General features: G+C 45.6%; 14 protein-coding genes. 12 read left to right on the forward strand and 2 right to left on the reverse strand.

The genetic code is table 11. The features are described 5' to 3' along the window. The 4 genes from dnaA to gyrB all read left to right on the forward strand — a co-directional run. Positions 1 to 908: chromosomal replication initiator protein DnaA (dnaA, locus tag ACWVCM_RS05925; RefSeq protein WP_455200800.1), on the forward strand; the 908-nt coding region annotated here is incomplete at its 5' end. A 236-nt stretch (positions 909 to 1,144) separates the two neighbouring features. After that, a complete protein-coding gene (gene dnaN / locus ACWVCM_RS05930) occupies positions 1,145 to 2,254 on the forward strand; it encodes a DNA polymerase III subunit beta (RefSeq protein WP_455200801.1) in 1,110 nt (369 codons plus the stop codon). A gap of 52 nt (positions 2,255 to 2,306) precedes the next feature. Beyond that, complete coding sequence (recF, locus tag ACWVCM_RS05935) at positions 2,307 to 3,395, forward strand: DNA replication/repair protein RecF (RefSeq protein WP_455200802.1); 1,089 nt, start codon at positions 2,307 to 2,309, stop codon at positions 3,393 to 3,395. 210 nt (positions 3,396 to 3,605) lie between these two features. Then, on the forward strand, positions 3,606 to 6,023 hold the full coding sequence (gyrB, locus tag ACWVCM_RS05940; RefSeq protein ID WP_455200803.1) for a DNA topoisomerase (ATP-hydrolyzing) subunit B: 2,418 nt from the start codon (positions 3,606 to 3,608) through the stop codon (positions 6,021 to 6,023). Positions 6,024 to 6,093: 70 nt separating this feature from the next. On the opposite strand, the gene ACWVCM_RS05945 is transcribed toward gyrB, so the two are convergent. Beyond that, positions 6,094 to 7,101 carry a class 1 fructose-bisphosphatase gene (locus tag ACWVCM_RS05945; protein WP_455200804.1) on the reverse strand — a complete coding sequence of 336 codons (1,008 nt, stop codon included), beginning with the start codon at positions 7,099 to 7,101 and terminating at the stop codon, positions 6,094 to 6,096. Between the two features lie 196 nt (positions 7,102 to 7,297). Between ACWVCM_RS05945 and hemC the strand changes: the two genes are divergently transcribed. From hemC to ACWVCM_RS05965, 4 genes are read left to right on the forward strand one after another with little or no spacing between them, the layout of a single operon-like run. Then, a complete protein-coding gene (gene hemC, locus ACWVCM_RS05950; protein ID WP_455200805.1) occupies positions 7,298 to 8,227 on the forward strand; it encodes a hydroxymethylbilane synthase in 930 nt (309 codons plus the stop codon). Next, on the forward strand, positions 8,220 to 9,008 hold the full coding sequence (locus ACWVCM_RS05955; protein ID WP_455200806.1) for a uroporphyrinogen-III synthase: 789 nt from the start codon (positions 8,220 to 8,222) through the stop codon (positions 9,006 to 9,008). The genes hemC and ACWVCM_RS05955 overlap by 8 nt, the downstream gene beginning before the upstream one ends. Before the next feature lie 26 nt (positions 9,009 to 9,034). Next, positions 9,035 to 10,285, forward strand: coding sequence for a uroporphyrinogen-III C-methyltransferase (locus ACWVCM_RS05960; protein ID WP_455200807.1), 1,251 nt, complete (start codon positions 9,035 to 9,037; stop codon positions 10,283 to 10,285). Beyond that, positions 10,282 to 11,550, forward strand: a complete 1,269-nt coding sequence (locus ACWVCM_RS05965) for a heme biosynthesis HemY N-terminal domain-containing protein (protein WP_455200808.1) — start codon at positions 10,282 to 10,284, stop codon at positions 11,548 to 11,550. Before ACWVCM_RS05960 ends, ACWVCM_RS05965 begins: the two co-directional genes overlap by 4 nt. Positions 11,551 to 11,565: 15 nt before the next feature. On the opposite strand, the gene ACWVCM_RS05970 is transcribed toward ACWVCM_RS05965, so the two are convergent. After that, positions 11,566 to 12,279, reverse strand: a complete 714-nt coding sequence (locus ACWVCM_RS05970; RefSeq protein ID WP_455200809.1) for a Crp/Fnr family transcriptional regulator — start codon at positions 12,277 to 12,279, stop codon at positions 11,566 to 11,568. Positions 12,280 to 12,529: 250 nt separating this feature from the next. Between ACWVCM_RS05970 and ACWVCM_RS05975 the strand changes: the two genes are divergently transcribed. From ACWVCM_RS05975 to ACWVCM_RS05990, 4 genes are all read left to right on the forward strand, one after another. After that, the gene (locus ACWVCM_RS05975) at positions 12,530 to 13,381 is read left to right on the forward strand and encodes an ABC transporter ATP-binding protein (RefSeq protein WP_455200810.1); all 852 of its coding nucleotides are present in this window, start codon (positions 12,530 to 12,532) and stop codon (positions 13,379 to 13,381) included. Between the two features lie 45 nt (positions 13,382 to 13,426). After that, entirely contained in the window at positions 13,427 to 14,422 is a 996-nt protein-coding gene (locus tag ACWVCM_RS05980; RefSeq protein WP_455200811.1) for an ABC transporter substrate-binding protein, read from the forward strand. 91 nt (positions 14,423 to 14,513) lie between these two features. Further along, the gene (locus tag ACWVCM_RS05985) at positions 14,514 to 15,467 is read left to right on the forward strand and encodes an ABC transporter permease (protein WP_455200812.1); all 954 of its coding nucleotides are present in this window, start codon (positions 14,514 to 14,516) and stop codon (positions 15,465 to 15,467) included. 53 nt (positions 15,468 to 15,520) lie between these two features. Then, positions 15,521 to 17,054: hypothetical protein (locus tag ACWVCM_RS05990; RefSeq protein WP_455200813.1), on the forward strand; the 1,534-nt coding region annotated here is incomplete at its 3' end.

Consider the following 17,054-nt stretch of genomic DNA (forward strand, 5'->3'; position numbering starts at 1 on the left):
ACCCGTTATTTATCTACGGTGGCGTCGGGCTCGGCAAGACCCACCTGATGCATGCCGTCGGCAACCTGATTCTGAAAAAGAAACCCGCTGCGCGGGTCATATACCTGCATTCGGAACGCTTTGTAGCGGACATGGTGAAAGCACTGCAGCACAACGCCATCAATGATTTCAAACGCTATTATCGATCTGTAAATGCACTGCTCATCGATGACATCCAGTTTTTTGCCGGTAAAGAGCGCTCGCAGGAAGAGTTTTTCCACACCTTTAACGCTTTGCTGGAAGGCCAGCAACAAATCATCCTAACCTGTGACCGTTACCCCAAAGAAGTGACGGGCCTGGAAGAACGTCTCAAATCTCGCTTCGGTTGGGGTTTAACAGTCGCAATTGAGCCACCCGAGCTGGAAACCCGAGTAGCGATTTTAATGAGCAAAGCCCAGCAACTCGAAATTGATTTACCGCAGGAAGTGGCTTTTTTCGTGGCTAAACGCATTCGTTCCAATATCCGCGAATTAGAAGGCGCATTACGACGGGTAATCGCCAACGCCAAATTTACCGGACAAAATATTACACTGGATTTTGCTAAAGAAGCCTTACGTGATTTGTTAGCGCTACAGGACAAACTGGTTACCATCGAAAATATTCAAAAGACGGTTGCTGAATATTATAAAATTCGAGTAAATGAAATATTGTCCAAAAAGCGTAATCGTTCCCTGGCGCGCCCCAGGCAACTTGCGATGGCCCTGGCCAAGGAACTGACCAATCATAGCTTGCCCGAAATTGGTGATGCTTTTGGTGGGCGTGATCATACCACCGTATTACACGCATGCCGCAAAATTGAAAGTTTGAAAATTAGCGATATACGGATAAAAGAAGACTATTCCAATCTGTTAAGAACTCTATCCAGTTAATGTGATTATCTTGTGGATAACATGCATTGGTTTGGAAACTGAGATTTCATTCACAAGTTACCCACAGATTGTAATAAGCTTGTAAGGCTTTTATACCGACTTTTTAGGTTAATATAAGTTATTGAAAAATAAGAGAAAAAACTGGTTATCCACAGATTAAACCTTGTGTAATAGTAGTAATAATAAGTTTTATATACACAATATATTAATAATAACCATCAACAGGGATTAAGTGCATGAGATTTAGCATTCAACGTGAAAATATCTTAAAACCGTTGCAATTCGTCATTGGGGTTGTTGAAAAACGCCAAACGTTACCCGTGTTATCAAACGTATTGTTGGTAGCGAAAGACAATACGTTATCGATTACTGCTACTGATCTCGAAGTTGAAATCGTCGCTAGCACCAGGCTGGACATCAGCGAAACTGGATCCATAACCCTACCAGCACGTAAATTTGTAGATATTTGCCGAGCGCTGCCGGATGAAGCACAGCTTGATCTTTCATTTGATGCCGAGAAAGATCGAGTCATCATTCGCTCCGGTAAAAGCCGGTTTAATCTCGCTACCTTGCCCGTAAGTGATTTTCCCAATATCGAAGATGTTAGTGGCGCTTTAAACTTCCAGATTCCACAAAGCGTTCTGAAAAACCTCATCGATAAAACCCAGTTCTCAATGGCCCAACAAGACGTTCGGTATTATTTAAATGGCTTGTTGCTGGAAGTGACCGACCGCGTGATTAAAGCTGTCACCACAGATGGCCACCGGTTGTCTTATTGCGAGAGAGATGCTGATGTCTCTCCGAAGGAAAAGCACCAAATTATTTTGCCGCGTAAAGGCGTCGTCGAGTTAGCCAAATTGCTGGAAGATAGTGCATCGCCTGCAGAAGTGATTATTGGATCTAACCATATTCGAATTGAACTGGAGAATATTCAATTCACGTCAAAATTAGTGGACGGTCAGTTCCCGGACTATGATCGAGTCATCCCCAAGAATGGTGACAAAGAAGTAACTGCTAACCGCGAAATGCTGCATCAGGCATTGGTGCGGACGTCAATATTGTCCAATGAAAAATATCGTGGCATTCGAATCCGCCTTCAACCTGGATTGTTACAAGCTCAGGCTCATAATCCGGAAATGGAAGAAGCTGAGGAAGAAATTGAAGTGAGCTACCAGGGAAACGAATTGGAAATAGGATTCAATGTAAATTACTTGATGGATGCGTTGTCTGTAATCCCCAGTGATACAGTCAAGATGATATTTGGAGATTCAAACAGTAGTTGTCTGGTGTTACCGATGGACGAATCAGTCGGTTGTAAATATGTCGTTATGCCCATGCGTCTCTAAAATATTTTTGAACTACCTCCTCCCCACTCTTCGCTGATCCACCATTTGATGCATGGCTATCGAACAGTTAGATATTCTCCAATTTAGAAATCTTACTGAAGTCAGAATAAAACCCTCTCTTCTACTTAATTTCATCGTTGGTAAAAATGGCAGCGGTAAAACGAGCCTGTTAGAAGCGATATATTATCTGGGTTCGGCTCGCTCGTTTCGGACGCCGCATAGTAAACAACTAATAGCAATGGGTGAATCACAGTTTTCTCTATTTGCCAAAATCATGCACCGCGATGCTTCATTGGGAATTGGCATTTCCAAAACCCCGCAATCAGTAAAAATTAAAATTGCTAATTCTGTTGTAACCAATGCTTCTCAACTCGCGGAACTGTTACCCGTACAACTGATAAATCCAGACGTCCATAAAATGATGGAAGAAGGTCCCCGGCACAGACGTCGATTTATAGAGTGGGGAGTGTTTCACGTGAAACCAAATTACCTCTCAGATTGGCAGCAGTGTCGTCATGTGCTTAAGCAAAGAAACGCTGCCTTAAAGCATGGTTTGTCCACTAATGAATTGCGCTACTGGAACGATTCACTCGTTGAAATTTCCGAGTCTATCAGCGTGACTCGCGAAGAATATCTGGCGCAACTACAGCCGTTTTTGGATCAACTCATTTGCGGTGTCCCCGGGCTGCCGAAAATCACTATAAAACTTGATCGTGGTTGGACTGCTCAAAAATCATTGCAAGAAGTACTTGAAGATTCCATTAGTGGAGACCGAAAAAGAGGATTCACGCAGTTCGGCGCGCATAGAGCAGATCTTCAAATTCTAGCCGGAGAGATACGTGCCAAAGATGTTGTTTCTCGTGGACAACAAAAAATGCTGACAGCGATGATGAAAATCGCTCAGGTAAATTGTCTCAGGAAATCAGGGCAGGGGGCTAATATTGTTCTTTTGGTCGATGACTTACCGGCGGAATTGGATAGCGATTATCGGCAACATCTAATCAATATTATTGTTCAGGCTAATGTTCAAACTTTCATAACCGCTACAGATCTGGAAATGCTGATAAAAAATGTTCCCGTCTCGGCTGAAGTGTTTCACGTGGAACATGGTGTTTTTCGCTTACACCATGAAGCAGGCTAAGCTGTCGTAGAACTATCTCTAAAAAACAAATGTCCAATCAACGCTTCGGTAATATTAAATGTGTTTCACGTGAAACACAGCCGTTTTTCATATCCAGTTTTCAGATACTAAAAGGCGGCAAATAGCTAAAATTAAGGTTATAATGCGCGGTCTGTCGCGTTTACCGCGAACATCTCAGAAGCCAAGTTATTGTAAAAATCGAGGGAAAATATGTCACAAAGTTCCGACTACGACTCCAGTAATATTAAGGTGCTAAAAGGCCTGGATGCAGTGAGAAAACGCCCAGGAATGTATATCGGGGATACGGATGACGGTACCGGTTTGCATCACATGGTATTTGAGGTGGTCGACAACGCAATTGATGAAGCACTGGCCGGTCACTGTAGTGAAATTAACGTCAAAATTCATAGTGATGGTTCGGTGTCAATTTCGGACAATGGCCGTGGAATTCCGGTAGATATCCATGAGGAGGAAGGAAAATCGGCCGCGGAAGTCATCATGACCGTGCTTCACGCTGGCGGCAAGTTTGATGATAATTCCTATAAAGTCTCCGGTGGATTACATGGTGTCGGTGTATCCGTGGTTAATGCCTTATCCGAATGGTTGAAATTAACCATTAATCGATCGGGAAAGGTAAACCACCAGGAATATCGCTATGGCGATCCAGTGGAACCCCTCAAGGCAATTGGGGATACCGATCGCACGGGCACTGAAATTAGGTTTAAACCCTGCCCGAAAATTTTTTCCGATACCGAATATCATTACGACATTCTGGCAAAACGCCTCCGAGAATTATCTTTTCTAAATTCTGGTGTCCGCATTGTTCTCAATGATGAGCGCTCAGGTAAACAGGATACTTTCGAATACAAGGGTGGTATCAAAGCTTTCGTTGAACACCTGAATCGTAAAAAAACACCCTTGCATGAACATGTATTTTATTTTGATGTAAATAAGGATGACATCCAGGTGGAATTAGCCATGCAATGGAACGATTCTTACCAGGAAAATATATTTTGTTTTACTAACAATATCCCCCAGCGGGACGGCGGTACCCACTTAGCTGGATTTCGCAGTGCACTCACTCGCAGTTTAAACCAGTATATTGAGAAGGAAGGGTCTGCTAAAAAAGCGAAAGTACAGACTGCCGGGGATGATTGCCGCGAAGGCCTGACAGCGGTACTTTCGGTAAAAGTACCTGATCCCAAGTTTTCTTCTCAAACCAAAGACAAGCTGGTTTCATCCGAAGTAAAAGGTGTGGTGGAATCTGCCATGGTGGAAAAATGCAGTGAATTTCTGATGGAAAATCCCGGCGATGCGAAGGCTGTGGTAAGTAAAATTATTGATGCAGCGAGGGCAAGGGAAGCTGCACGCAAAGCGCGTGAAATGACACGACGTAAAGGCGCGCTGGATGTAGCTGGGTTACCGGGTAAATTGGCAGATTGCCAGGAAAAAGATCCAGCATTGTCTGAATTATTCCTGGTGGAGGGTGATTCTGCCGGCGGATCGGCGAAACAGGGGCGCGATCGTAAGTCTCAGGCCATTCTGCCTCTGAAAGGCAAGATCCTTAATGTAGAAAAAGCACGTTTTGACAAAATGCTATCGTCGGCGGAAGTTGGTACGTTAATAACCGCGCTAGGTTGCGGTATCGGTCGAGAAGAATTTGATGCTAACAAGTTGCGCTACCATCGCATAATTATCATGACGGATGCCGACGTCGATGGCTCACATATCCGCACCCTGCTCCTTACTTTCTTCTATCGTCAAATGCCGGAACTCATCGAGCGTGGTCATATATACATTGCGCAACCTCCGTTATATAAAATTAAAAAAGGCAAGCAGGAACGGTATGTCAAAGATGACGCCGAACTCAACGATTACCTTCTGCAAGTAGCATTAGAAAATGCCCAGCTTTTTGTGAGTGTTGGCGCGCCCCCTATCACCGGTGTGACGCTGGAAACCCTGACCAAACAATACTTAGCGGTAATGGCAACCATTGATCGCTTGTCCAAGCGCTATCCTGCTGAAGTGCTGGAAAAGATGATTTATATGTCGACATTCACGGCGGCCAGTATGAAAGATAAAGCGGCAACAGATGCCTGGTTTAAAGAGCTGGAATCGCGTTTGAACGGCGATGGCAATATGGGCATCCGTTACGAGATTACTATCGAAGCAGATACGGAACATGAAACACATTTCGCACGAATAAATGCTGTCAGTCATGGTGTGGGTAACGAGCGCGTTATTAATGCAGAATTTTTCAGCTCAGCGGAATATGAAAGTATTGTATCCCTGGGTAGCCAGCTGGACGGATTGCTGGAAGAGGGTGCTTATGTGCAGCGTGGTGAAAGGAGCAAGCCGGTTACGTATTTCAAAGAAGTACTCGGTTGGTTGATGGATGAAGCCAAACGTGGCCAGCATATTCAGCGCTATAAGGGGCTGGGCGAAATGAATCCCGAGCAGCTATGGGAGACTACATTGGATGCCAGCGCGCGTCGCCTGTTGCAAGTTCAAATCGAAGACGCGATTGCCGCCGATGAAGTGTTTACCACGCTAATGGGCGATCAGGTTGAGCCACGCCGTGAGTTCATTGAGGCAAATGCACTCCAGGTTGCGAACCTCGATGTATAGCATGTAATAGCCTTAAAAAAAAGGCTGATCATTATTTGATCAGCCTTTTTATTGATTATTTATTGTTCAATTAAGATTCTTTGTGATAATTCACTACTCGCTCTACTTCATTACGTGATCCAAGAATTACAGGAACGCGCTGGTGCAGGTCTTCCGGCTGTAAATCCATAATACGTTCACGGCCCGTTGAGCTCATTCCACCCGCTTGCTCGATAATAAACGACATTGGATTGGCTTCGTACATTAAGCGCAACTTGCCAGCTTTAGAGGGATCCTTGGTATCCCTCGGATACATAAATATACCGCCACGCGTCAGGATACGGTAAACCTCGGCGACCATGGAGGCGACCCAACGCATGTTGAAATCCTTATCCCGATCACCGGTTTTACCTGCCAGGCACTCATTGACGTAACGCTGTACTGGTTCTTCCCAGAAACGCTGGTTGGACATATTAATGGCAAACTCGGCTGTGTCAGCCGGAATTGTCATGTTGGGGTGAGTCAGGATAAATTCACCCACGTTTTGATCCAGGGTGAAACCATTAACGCCATTCCCTGTGGTCAATACCAGCATTGTGGAAGGGCCATAAAGGGTGAAACCACCACAAACCTGTTCAGTCCCCGGCTGTAAGAAATCCTTGGCGATGGGATTGGCGACGCCATCTGGGCAGCGCAAGATTGAGAATATGCTGCCTACAGACAAATTAACGTCGATGTTGGATGAGCCATCCAGTGGATCGAAAGTTAACAGATATTTGCCCTTCGGATACTGTGGCGGAATGGGATAAATATCATCCATCTCTTCGGATGCCATGGCAGCCAGGTGGCCACCCCATTTATTGGCATTGATGAAAATGTCATTGGAAATAACATCCAGTTTCTTTTGGGTTTCGCCCTGCACGTTTTCGCTACCTGCTGTGCCCAGCACTCCAACGAGAGCGCCTTGATTTACCGAGGCATTGATTGCTTTACAGGCTGTAACGACGTCGTTTAACAACGCAGTAAAATCACCAGAGGCAGATTCGCAGCGGCGCTGTTCTTCAATGATAAATTGGGTAATGGTTTCACCAGTGTGCATACTGTTTCCTTCAGGTCTATCTCTTAAAATCAGAATTAATTATCTATGTAACTATTTATGTAACTACAAGGGCCGCAGATTCTAACAGAATTATGTTTAGCCAGTAAGCAATTAATCGCAAAATATTGATGTTAAAGTTGCCTATCCTTTTAGCAACGCATAGCATTGGCATTTTGCCGGAGAAGAGACAAAAATAATGACGGAAATCGTTCGTATCGCCACTCGACGCAGCCCATTAGCCTTGTGGCAGGCAGAATTTGTGCGCTCTACCCTGATTGCCATTCATCCTGGCATCAAGGTGGAGCTGGTTAAAATGGTGACCCAGGGTGACAAAATACTGGATACACCCCTGGCCAAAGTGGGCGGGAAAGGGCTTTTTGTTAAAGAGCTCGAAGTGGGCATGCTACAAGGCGATGCGGATATCGCGGTGCATTCCATGAAGGATGTGCCCGTGGAATTTCCGGAAGGCCTGCATTTGGGCGCAATTTGCCAACGTGAAGATCCGCGCGATGCCTTTGTTTCAAACAACTATTCTGACATTAAGGCGCTATCCCATGGTGCCATCGTAGGAACATCCAGCCTCCGTAGGCAATGTCAGCTGCGCGCCTGGCGACCTGACCTGCAAATCAAGGATCTACGGGGTAACGTCAACACGCGATTAAGTAAACTCGATCACTCGGAATACGACGCCATCATTCTCGCCAGTGCAGGTTTGAAACGGCTGGGCTTTGAAGATCGTATTCAACAGTATCTGGATACCGATATTAGTCTACCCGCGGTCGGTCAGGGTGCGGTAGGCATTGAATGCCGGACCGATGACGAGCGAATTAACCAGCTTATTGCTCCGCTTAAACATGAAGAAACGATGACCTGTGTATTGGCCGAACGAGCCATGAATGAACGACTGGAAGGTGGCTGTCAGGTCCCGATCGCAGGCTACGCTGAACTGGAATACGGTCAGATAAAGATGCGCGGCCTGGTTGGCCGGCCGGATGGCAAGCAGGTAATCCGTGGTCATATCGAAGGCCCGGCTAAAAGCGCTAAACAATTAGGCACAATGCTGGCGGACGATTTACTGTCACGAGGCGCCAAAGAAATTCTGCAAGAAGTTTATTCCAGTGGCTAAAACCCTGGATGGCCTTACTGTGCTGGTCACTCGACCGGTTCACCAGGCAGAAAAATTATGCAGCTTAATCGAGAGCCAGGGAGGGAATGTACTGCGATTTCCAGTCATAGAAATTACCGAGCCGCGGGATACTGCAAGACTAAGCAATGTACTCCAGCGTTTAAATCAGTTTGATATCGCTGTTTTTATCAGTCGCAATGCCGCAGAACGCGGAATTCAAGTCATCATGGAAACGGGCGGCCTCCCTGAAGGTATGAAAGTTTCTGCGGTGGGCAAAGGCACTGCCAGCCAGTTAAACAAGATGGGCGTTTCAGTAGATATTTTTCCGACTGAGCAGTTTAATAGTGAAGCCTTGTTGGCTATGCATGAAATGCACGCTGTTTCCTCGAAACGAGTTATCATTTTTCGTGGCGAAGGCGGTCGCGAATTGTTGGCGGATACCTTAAAGTCTCGGGGTGCAGACGTTGAATACGCGGAGTGTTACCGCAGAATTGCACCTCCCATTGTAACTAACGAACTGGTCGATGCATTGTCTCAAGGTACGTTGGATATTATGACAGTAACGAGCAATGAAGGTCTGCACAATTTGTATGATATGGTCGGCGAGCCTGGCCGAACGGATTTGCTCAAGTTGCCCATGGTTGTAGTGAGCGAACGCACCCGTGAATTGGCTCAAAAACTGGGCTTTACAGTTCCAGCCATCGTTGCGGATAACGCCAGTGATGAAAAAATGGTTCAGGCCATTGTTGATTGGCAAGCATCACGTGTTGAGCGCAATTAAAATGGACATTAGGCATATATAAAGTTATGAGTGACGAGAAACAAAATACTGAAACGGACGACAGTAAAGAAAAAGGCATGAACATGCAAGATAATGCTGCTATCTCCGGCGAAAATAAGGATAAAAGCCAGGATCTTGCAAAAAACAGCACTGATTCCAGGGCATCGGAGAGTAAATCCGATAAAACCAAAAAACCGCGCAAAAAAATCACATTTTCCTGGGTATTCAGCTTTGCTGCATTACTAATTGTTGGTTTGGGAGCGGGCAATTACTGGCAATACCAACAAGGTCAGCAGTTGAGCCAGTTATTAGAACAAATGGGCCAACGCCAATCTGAGCTGGATCAACAGCTCAATATTGTAGATAAACAAGTCAATGAGATTCAGAATCAACAGGAATCCATAGCGACAAAAGTAGGGCAAAACGAGAACGGCCAACGCTCAGTAATCGCATCGCTGGATCAAATGTCTCAACAACTGAAATCTCTATCGACGGCCAAAGGCAAAGAACCACTATTTTGGCGAGTGTCAGAAGTTGAGTACTTATTGTCCGTGGCGAACATTCGATTAGTACTGGAGCGTGATGTGCTCACCGCTAAAACGGCGTTGGCAGATGCGGATAAACGTTTGCGGGTAATTGGTGATCCAGGCTTGATTCCCGTCCGTGAAAAAATATCCAATGAAATTAATCAGCTCAATAATGTGTCTTTACCCGATGTTCCAGGTCTGGCCGCGCAAATAAGCAGCATCATCGATGAAGTTGGGCAATTGCCGTTTGTCAAAAAATCCGTTTCTCTGGAGCCAATGCCTGCGGAGGAATCCGATAAAGAATTTTCCGGTGTTGGTAACCTGGCGAAAACCGTGTGGTCAGACCTGGTTGACGGCCTTTTTAAAGTGCAGCGTAGTGATGAGCCAATCGAGCCCTTGTTGCCTCCGGAAGAAAAGCACTATTTAGTGCACAACCTCCGATTGAAACTGGAACAAGCGCGATTTTCCTTGTTGAAAAACGAAACTGAACTATTTCGCAAGAACCTGGTGGATGTCGAACAGTGGGTTCAAAACTATTTTGACCAGCAGGATGCATCCGTCAGCCATTTGTTGCAGACTGTTCAGGAATTGAAACAGGTGGAGTTACAGCCTACGCTGCCAGACATTAGCGCATCATTGCGTGAAATTCGCAGCTGGATTGAAATCCAGCAACAAAACGTTGCCAGCCGCCATCCCTCCAAAGCGTCATCGCAGCTTGCGCACTCAGCCAGAGGGGCAGGCATCCCATGAAATGGCTTTTATACACACTTGTTACGGTTATTGTTGTAACAGCATTAACACTATTGGCCATGGACGATCGTGGTTATGTATTGATTAATGTACGAGGCTACACCATAGAATCATCATTGGTGACCTGGATGATTTTGTTGGCATTAGGATTTTTTGCATTACATTTTACCCTGCGCTTTCTGGTCAATATGTTTCATGTTCCCAAAGGAATGCGCAAATGGCGGGAACAACGACGACACGAACGCGCCAACCAGACACTGTTACAGGGATTGGTGAATCTGGCAGAAGGCAACTGGCGCCAGGCTGAAAAAGAAGTCTTAAAGCATATCAGTGACAGCCGTGTTCCAATGCTGAATTACCTGGCGGCGGCACGAGCGGCTCATGAGCTTAATGAATACGATCGCCGGGATCGCTACCTGAAACAGGCCGGTCAGAATGCCAATGTTTCCGACATTGGCGTGAAACTCACCCAGGCAGAATTACAGCTTAACCAGAATCAACAGGAACAGGCCCTGGCAACGTTACGGGCATTACAGCAAGTTGCACCGCAGCACATTACAGTATTAAAAACCCTGGCTAATCTGTATATTGAGCTGGGGGACTGGAACAACTTTATTGAACTAATTCCCCAGTTGCGTCGACGAAGAGTTTTCACGACGGAAGAGCTGGATACCCTGGAACATCGTGCTTTTATTTCCCTGCTAACACCGGAGCCACCCGCTTCCAAAAAAGAACTTGCTGATCTCTGGTACCGAATTCCTCAGAAGATACAGAGTCATATTGACGTTCTTACCACCTACTTAAACCTGTTATTGGATCAGGGTAGTAGCGACATTGCAGAGCCTTTGATAAGGAATGCCCTGAAACAATCCTGGAATAGCGAACTGGTGCGATTATACGGCGTGATCGATGGTGCCGATGTTAAAACGCAATTGCTTAATGCGGAGCAATGGCTGGATGTCAAAGACAATGATCCCGTTCTTTTGCTGACATTGGGACGATTGAGTTTACGCAGTGAATTATGGGGTAAGGCGCGAAGTTATTTCGAAGCAAGCATTGGCGCTAATGGACCACCGGAAGCGTACAATGAATTAGCCCATCTATTGGAGAACATGGGCGAAAGAGATCTGGCGATGAAATATTACCGGGAAGGATTATCGAAGGTACCGCATTGCGAGCATAGCGTTGCAACAAAATCCAAAATACTGGAACTGGAACATCAAACGCGACCGGAATCTCAAACCTTGCTGTCAGCTCAAAAATAATACTTCAGTAAAATTTTACAGCTGTCGGATTTGCGGATCTGGATTCGTCATATTTGTTTTGCCAAGATGCTCTAATGAAGCAAGACTATTAATAACAATGCTTTTTTTGTCAGTTGAAATGATGCCCTGTCGTTTCAGTTGCGCCATTAAGCTGGATACAGTTTGACGACATACGCCGATCATGTCAGCAATTTCCTGGTGGGTAAGATACATGTCGATTCTAATCTGCTGGTCTGAAGGTTTTCCATAAAATTCGCTGAGTCTTTGTAAAAAATTAATCAAGCGTGCGTTAACGTTCTCACAGGATACATGCAATAGCATATCGCCGAGTGTACGCACTCGGCTGCTTAGCTGGTCGACAACTGTCAAAGCCATACCCGGTTTTTTATGTAACAGGCCGTAGAATTCCGATTTCGAAAACGCCCAGACATTGGACGGAATTAAAGCTTGAGCGTACAAACCGCTGTCACGATCATAGGTGTGTTCCGATAAGCCGAATATTTCTCCAGGGAAACAAAACCACTGGATACATTCCTGGCCCATGGTAGACAGGCGAGATATTTTAATGCGCCCTTCGGTTAGTACATATATGGTGTTATTGGTGAGATTTGCCTGAAAGACATATTCTTTTTTCTTGAAACTTACTCGTGTTGCAATGGATTCCAGACTATGGATTTCATCACGATTCAGCTTTTGCAGAAAACCAAACAATGCATGTTCCTTATGCATTTGATTACTCCCTGGCAACAAATATTTAAAGTTTAGAATCCCTCTAACATCGATGGTTGATTCTGGTGATTTTTACATCTCATCCAAATCTGTCGTTTAAACGACAGACTTCAGCAAAGGCAGCCATAGAATAACGCTTTGATAGTTTTTGTCTAGCAGCAATCATTGTTCATAACTTTCATTCACCGTTTTATTACCGGGTGACGCATTATAAAAACGATAAGTTGTCTGGGTCAGGGAGGTTGCGTCTTTGTCACATATTGAGCGGGTTGGCGGTGAAGATCTCATCATAAACAATCTTCACTATTCTTATGGTGGAAAGTTATCCATTTTTGAAGAGCTGAACATCAATGTAAAGCCTGGTGAATTTCTTGCCATCATCGGACCATCCGGTTGCGGTAAGACCACCCTGTTGAATCTTTTGTCCGGGTTTTATTCACCTGAAAATGGCAGCGTGCGATTGCGTGGTGAACCTATAGCCCCGGAAGATCCTCACCTTGGATATGTTTTCCAACAGGCCACGCTATTTCCTTGGCTGAGTGCCATAGAAAACGTGGAGTTTGGTTTACGCATGATGGGAATGAACCCGGAAGAACGACGGGAACGCGCGTTGAAATATTTCCATCTGGTTGGTCTAAAGGGTTTTGAAGAATATCTGGTATTGCGTTTATCCGGCGGTATGCAACAGCGGGTATCACTGGCTCGCTCACTGGCGATGGAACCCACCTTACTGTTAATGGATGAACCCTTTGGTGCGCTGGATGCCATCACACGCGAAACCATGAATGATGAGTTATTGCGCATCTGGGATGAGTTGGGTCAAACCGTCATTTTTATCACTCACGATATTGATGAAGCAGTTTATTTGTCCGATCGGATTGCCGTGTTTGGTCGGCCCCCCTATGGCATTTACAAAATTATGGACAACGAATTACCAAGACCGCGTAGTGGACCTACCACTCGTACTACCGATTTGTTTTGGCAATATAAAAAGCAGTTGATTGAAGACATCGCAATTGTTACCGCTCAAAGTCCTCAAAGTGAAGAAGAGATACGTGAAATGCGTTTGGTACAACATGCAGAAGAACTTGAAGTAGAGTAATCCCGGGTAGTTATCAATGGACCATTCGGCAGGGAGGCCAAGGAAATGACTAAATTATTTGTTTCTATTGTTAGTGTTTTGATGCTGGCATTTTCTTCCAGCATTTTGGCGGGAGAAAAAATTAAAATCGGTTGGGTGTATGCTATGGCCAACGCTCCTATTCTGATTGCCAAGGAGAAAGGCTTCTTTAAGGATATGGGTATTGACGTTGAGATCATGGAGTTTAAAAGTGGACCTTTAGTGCACCAGGCCCTGTCGGCAGGTGAACTGGATATGGCGTATATAGGTTCTCCCCCTGTTTACCACTGGTACTCGCGTGGCTTGAATAGCCGCATTCTGGCGAAAGTCAATTATGGTCAAGCGGCAGTCATTAGTCGCAAAGATTCCGGTGTCAACGCGCTAACCGATCTTAAAAGTAAGAAAATGGCAGGTGTTCGCAAAGGCAGTGGTATGGACGTTTTACTCAGGGGCTACGTACTTGGAGATGCTGCCAAGCTAGAACCTGACCAGGATCTGGAAATTATATCCATGCCTACTGGTAATATGGATTCTGCCGTTGATAAAAAAGTGGTTAATGCTGCTTTCATTTGGGAGCCCTTCACCTCCAAGTCACTAATCCGTGGCAATACCCAGGTCATATTTGATATGAACAAAGCGGTACCGAAATATCCCTGGTACATCGTAATGGCTATGCCGGATACATTAGAGAAAAAACGTACCGAGGTAATCAAGGTTTTACGCGCCCACAAGCAGGCAGTCGATTACCTTAATTCCAAGCCCAATGCGGGTAACGGTATTATCGCCAAGGCATTTAAGCTGGGTACCGTAACGGATGTTGATGGTAAGAAGCATAAAGGCACAGACATTGTGGCGATGGCGCGTGAGCGACTGGGTTGGGAATATGAGTTGAAACAGGAAGACATCGCATTTATTCAGCGACTGATGAACTATTCATACAAACTGGGCTATATCAAGAAGCAGCTTAAAGCTGAAGATATTATTGACAATAGCTTTATGCAGGAAGCAATCGCAATGAAGTAGTTTATATAACAGGCCCTGACGTTTGTCGTCAGGGCCTTTTTGAAAATTACTACTAAGTTTAAAAAACGTAACGCGTCCAAGGAGTAGGGTTGTGAGTGTTCCCGCCGCAAAGGTGTCATCAACAACGCCAGCAACTATTGAATTAAAAGAGCCCCCTGTGTGGGTGCGTTTTTTACGTAACAAGGCATCCTGGTCATGGTTTTCCATTCCGTCATTACTACTGGTGTGGATCCTGGTTGCGACTCAATTTGAGTCTTACATTCTTCCGCAACCCTGGGAGGTGATCGACGAAGCCTGGAATGAAATGATGTTTCCTGACCAGTCCGAAATCATGGACGATGACGGGAACATCATAGAGATTCCCGAAGCAGAACGGGTTACGACCTGGCGGTTACTCAAACAAGGTGAAATTGTTGCTGCAGTCCAACATTTATTTCGTGGCGAAATATGGCCCCATGTAGGTTGGAGTTTATTGGAAGAAATAGGTGGATTTGGTGCGGCAATAATCTGTGCACTTATATGCGGATTCCTGGCAGGTTTCTTTAAAGGCTTTCGTGAATATATAGTGCCATTGAATGGTTTGTTTATGGCGATACCTCCCATCGCCTGGGCGCCACTAATGGTCATTATCTTTGGTTTGGGCTACACGACCATCGTCATCGTTATATTTATCTCTGCCGTTAATCCCATGATATTAACCATTATGGAAGGTGTCTTACAAATACAGGGCCAGGAAGTGCGTGCCGCTCGTGTATTGGGCGCACGACGTTGGCAATTATTTTTATATGTTTATCTTCCCGCAAGTTTGCCCTTTGTCACCGCAGCTTTACGCATAGGTTTCAGTCAGGCCTGGCGTGCCCTGGTGGCAGCCGAGATGATTGGTGCATCGGTAGGATTGGGCTATATGGTACAAACTGCCGGCGAGGTGGGTAACTCACGTCTGGTATTGTTGGGCATTGCGATGATCGGATTGTTTTCTTATATGTTTGAACGCTTGTTGTTTCGTCCAATTGAAAAACGCTACGAAGTGTGGCGTTTGCACTAATTTTCCCCAATGAATAGAACATAAAATTCTGACGAGCTGTTGGAGGTTTGTTTATGAAAAAAATGTCGGATGAAGAATTAAAAAAAGTACTGGGAAACTACACCGCACCCAAAGGCCTGTATGCCAAAACCAAGGATATGTCTTTTCTCGGCAAGGTGACCTGTCATATTGAGCAACTGGAAGCAGGAAGCTGGCATGAAATCGTACTGGACTATGAAGTGGGAGCGTCGGGCATTGCCGATGGCGCATGGTTAAAAGCCACCTTTAAATTTTATTCCGATTGGGCCTTGTTTCAAACGGTTGATCCAGCTGCAGCAAATTATGTATCTGCGGAATACCAGGCGGGTCCATTGCTTGAAGGGCAAAGCCCGGCCACCGTGCAATCTTTAAAAGTACGTTTTGATCAAAAAGGTCATGAACGGCCTTTCCAAAAAGCCGTGATTGTCGATACCGTGGATGGATTTTTGAAACCTGGCGACCACATTATTATTCGCCTGGGTGATCGCCGTTTTGGTGGTCCGGGTACCCGGGTACAAACTTTTGTCGAAAAAGATTTCAAGTTCCGTTGTTATGTCGACCCATTGGGTACGTCGCGTTTTTGTGCCATTCCCGGTGATATTGTATTTGATATTGTACCCGGTGCACCTGCCAGGCTTATGATGTCTGCTTCCCGCCTGGTACGTACCGGTGAAGAGGTTAAGCTGCGGATTCGTGCGGAAGATAACTGGGGTAATACCTGTTGGAACACGGGCGGTGATGAAGTAAAAATTCTGGGACTAATAGAAGGCAGTAAAGTTTATGAAAACAGTATTCAATTAAACGCACAGGGCTGGGCCATCGCCAACATTGCTGATCTGCCAACCGATAATCCTGGTGAACTGGAAATTCATGCGTCGTTGCCACAGCATCCATCCGTTCCCGAAGCACAGTTCTTTATTACAACTGACAACGACCTGCCTTTTTCACGCAATTACTTTGCTGATTTACATGTGCACTCTGACGACACTGTCGGCACCAACGATACTGTTTACAATCTGACCTATGGCCGCGATGTCGTGGGTCTCGATGTGCTGGGTTACACTGCCAACGATTTTCAAATTACCAAACAACGTTGGGACGCTGCCGTCGAGTTAATTAAGGATTTAAATCAGGATGGCGAGTTTGTTTGTTATCCCGGTACCGAATGGTGCGGTAACTCCTGTGCGGGTGGTGACCATAATGTGGTTTTCTTACACGGAGGCACGCCAGAATTTCCTTTTGATAAAGACGGCAATGTTTGCCGTTCCTTTGAGTGGAATGAAGACATGACCAGTGATCAAATTGAACCCGGTGCCTGGCCTCTGGAAGAATTGTGGGCAACCTACATAAAAGATCCGGAAGGCCATTTACTAATGCCCCATGTCGGTGGCAGGCGCTGTAATATGGACTGGCATCATCCGCTATTGGAAAAGCTTGTTGAAATTGAATCAGCCTGGGGGCACTTCCCCTGGTTGTATGAAGATGTAATGCGTCGAGGTTATAAACTGGGTGCATCGGCGAATGGCGATGAACATCGGGGTCGTTGTGGTGGTGGTGTGCCGGGAACGG

Source organism: Kaarinaea lacus (genome assembly GCF_975902315.1).

Coding starts and splice junctions, on each gene's coding strand:
- ACWVCM_RS05960 (WP_455200807.1), top strand. CDS start 9,035: ATGAGTGACGAGAAACAAAATACTGAAACGGACGACAGTAAAGAAAAA.
- dnaN (WP_455200801.1), top strand. CDS start 1,145: ATGAGATTTAGCATTCAACGTGAAAATATCTTAAAACCGTTGCAATTC.
- ACWVCM_RS05965 (WP_455200808.1), top strand. CDS start 10,282: ATGAAATGGCTTTTATACACACTTGTTACGGTTATTGTTGTAACAGCA.
- ACWVCM_RS05970 (WP_455200809.1), bottom strand. CDS start 12,279: ATGCATAAGGAACATGCATTGTTTGGTTTTCTGCAAAAGCTGAATCGT.
- ACWVCM_RS05945 (WP_455200804.1), bottom strand. CDS start 7,101: ATGCACACTGGTGAAACCATTACCCAATTTATCATTGAAGAACAGCGC.
- recF (WP_455200802.1), top strand. CDS start 2,307: ATGGCTATCGAACAGTTAGATATTCTCCAATTTAGAAATCTTACTGAA.
- hemC (WP_455200805.1), top strand. CDS start 7,298: ATGACGGAAATCGTTCGTATCGCCACTCGACGCAGCCCATTAGCCTTG.
- ACWVCM_RS05980 (WP_455200811.1), top strand. CDS start 13,427: ATGACTAAATTATTTGTTTCTATTGTTAGTGTTTTGATGCTGGCATTT.
- gyrB (WP_455200803.1), top strand. CDS start 3,606: ATGTCACAAAGTTCCGACTACGACTCCAGTAATATTAAGGTGCTAAAA.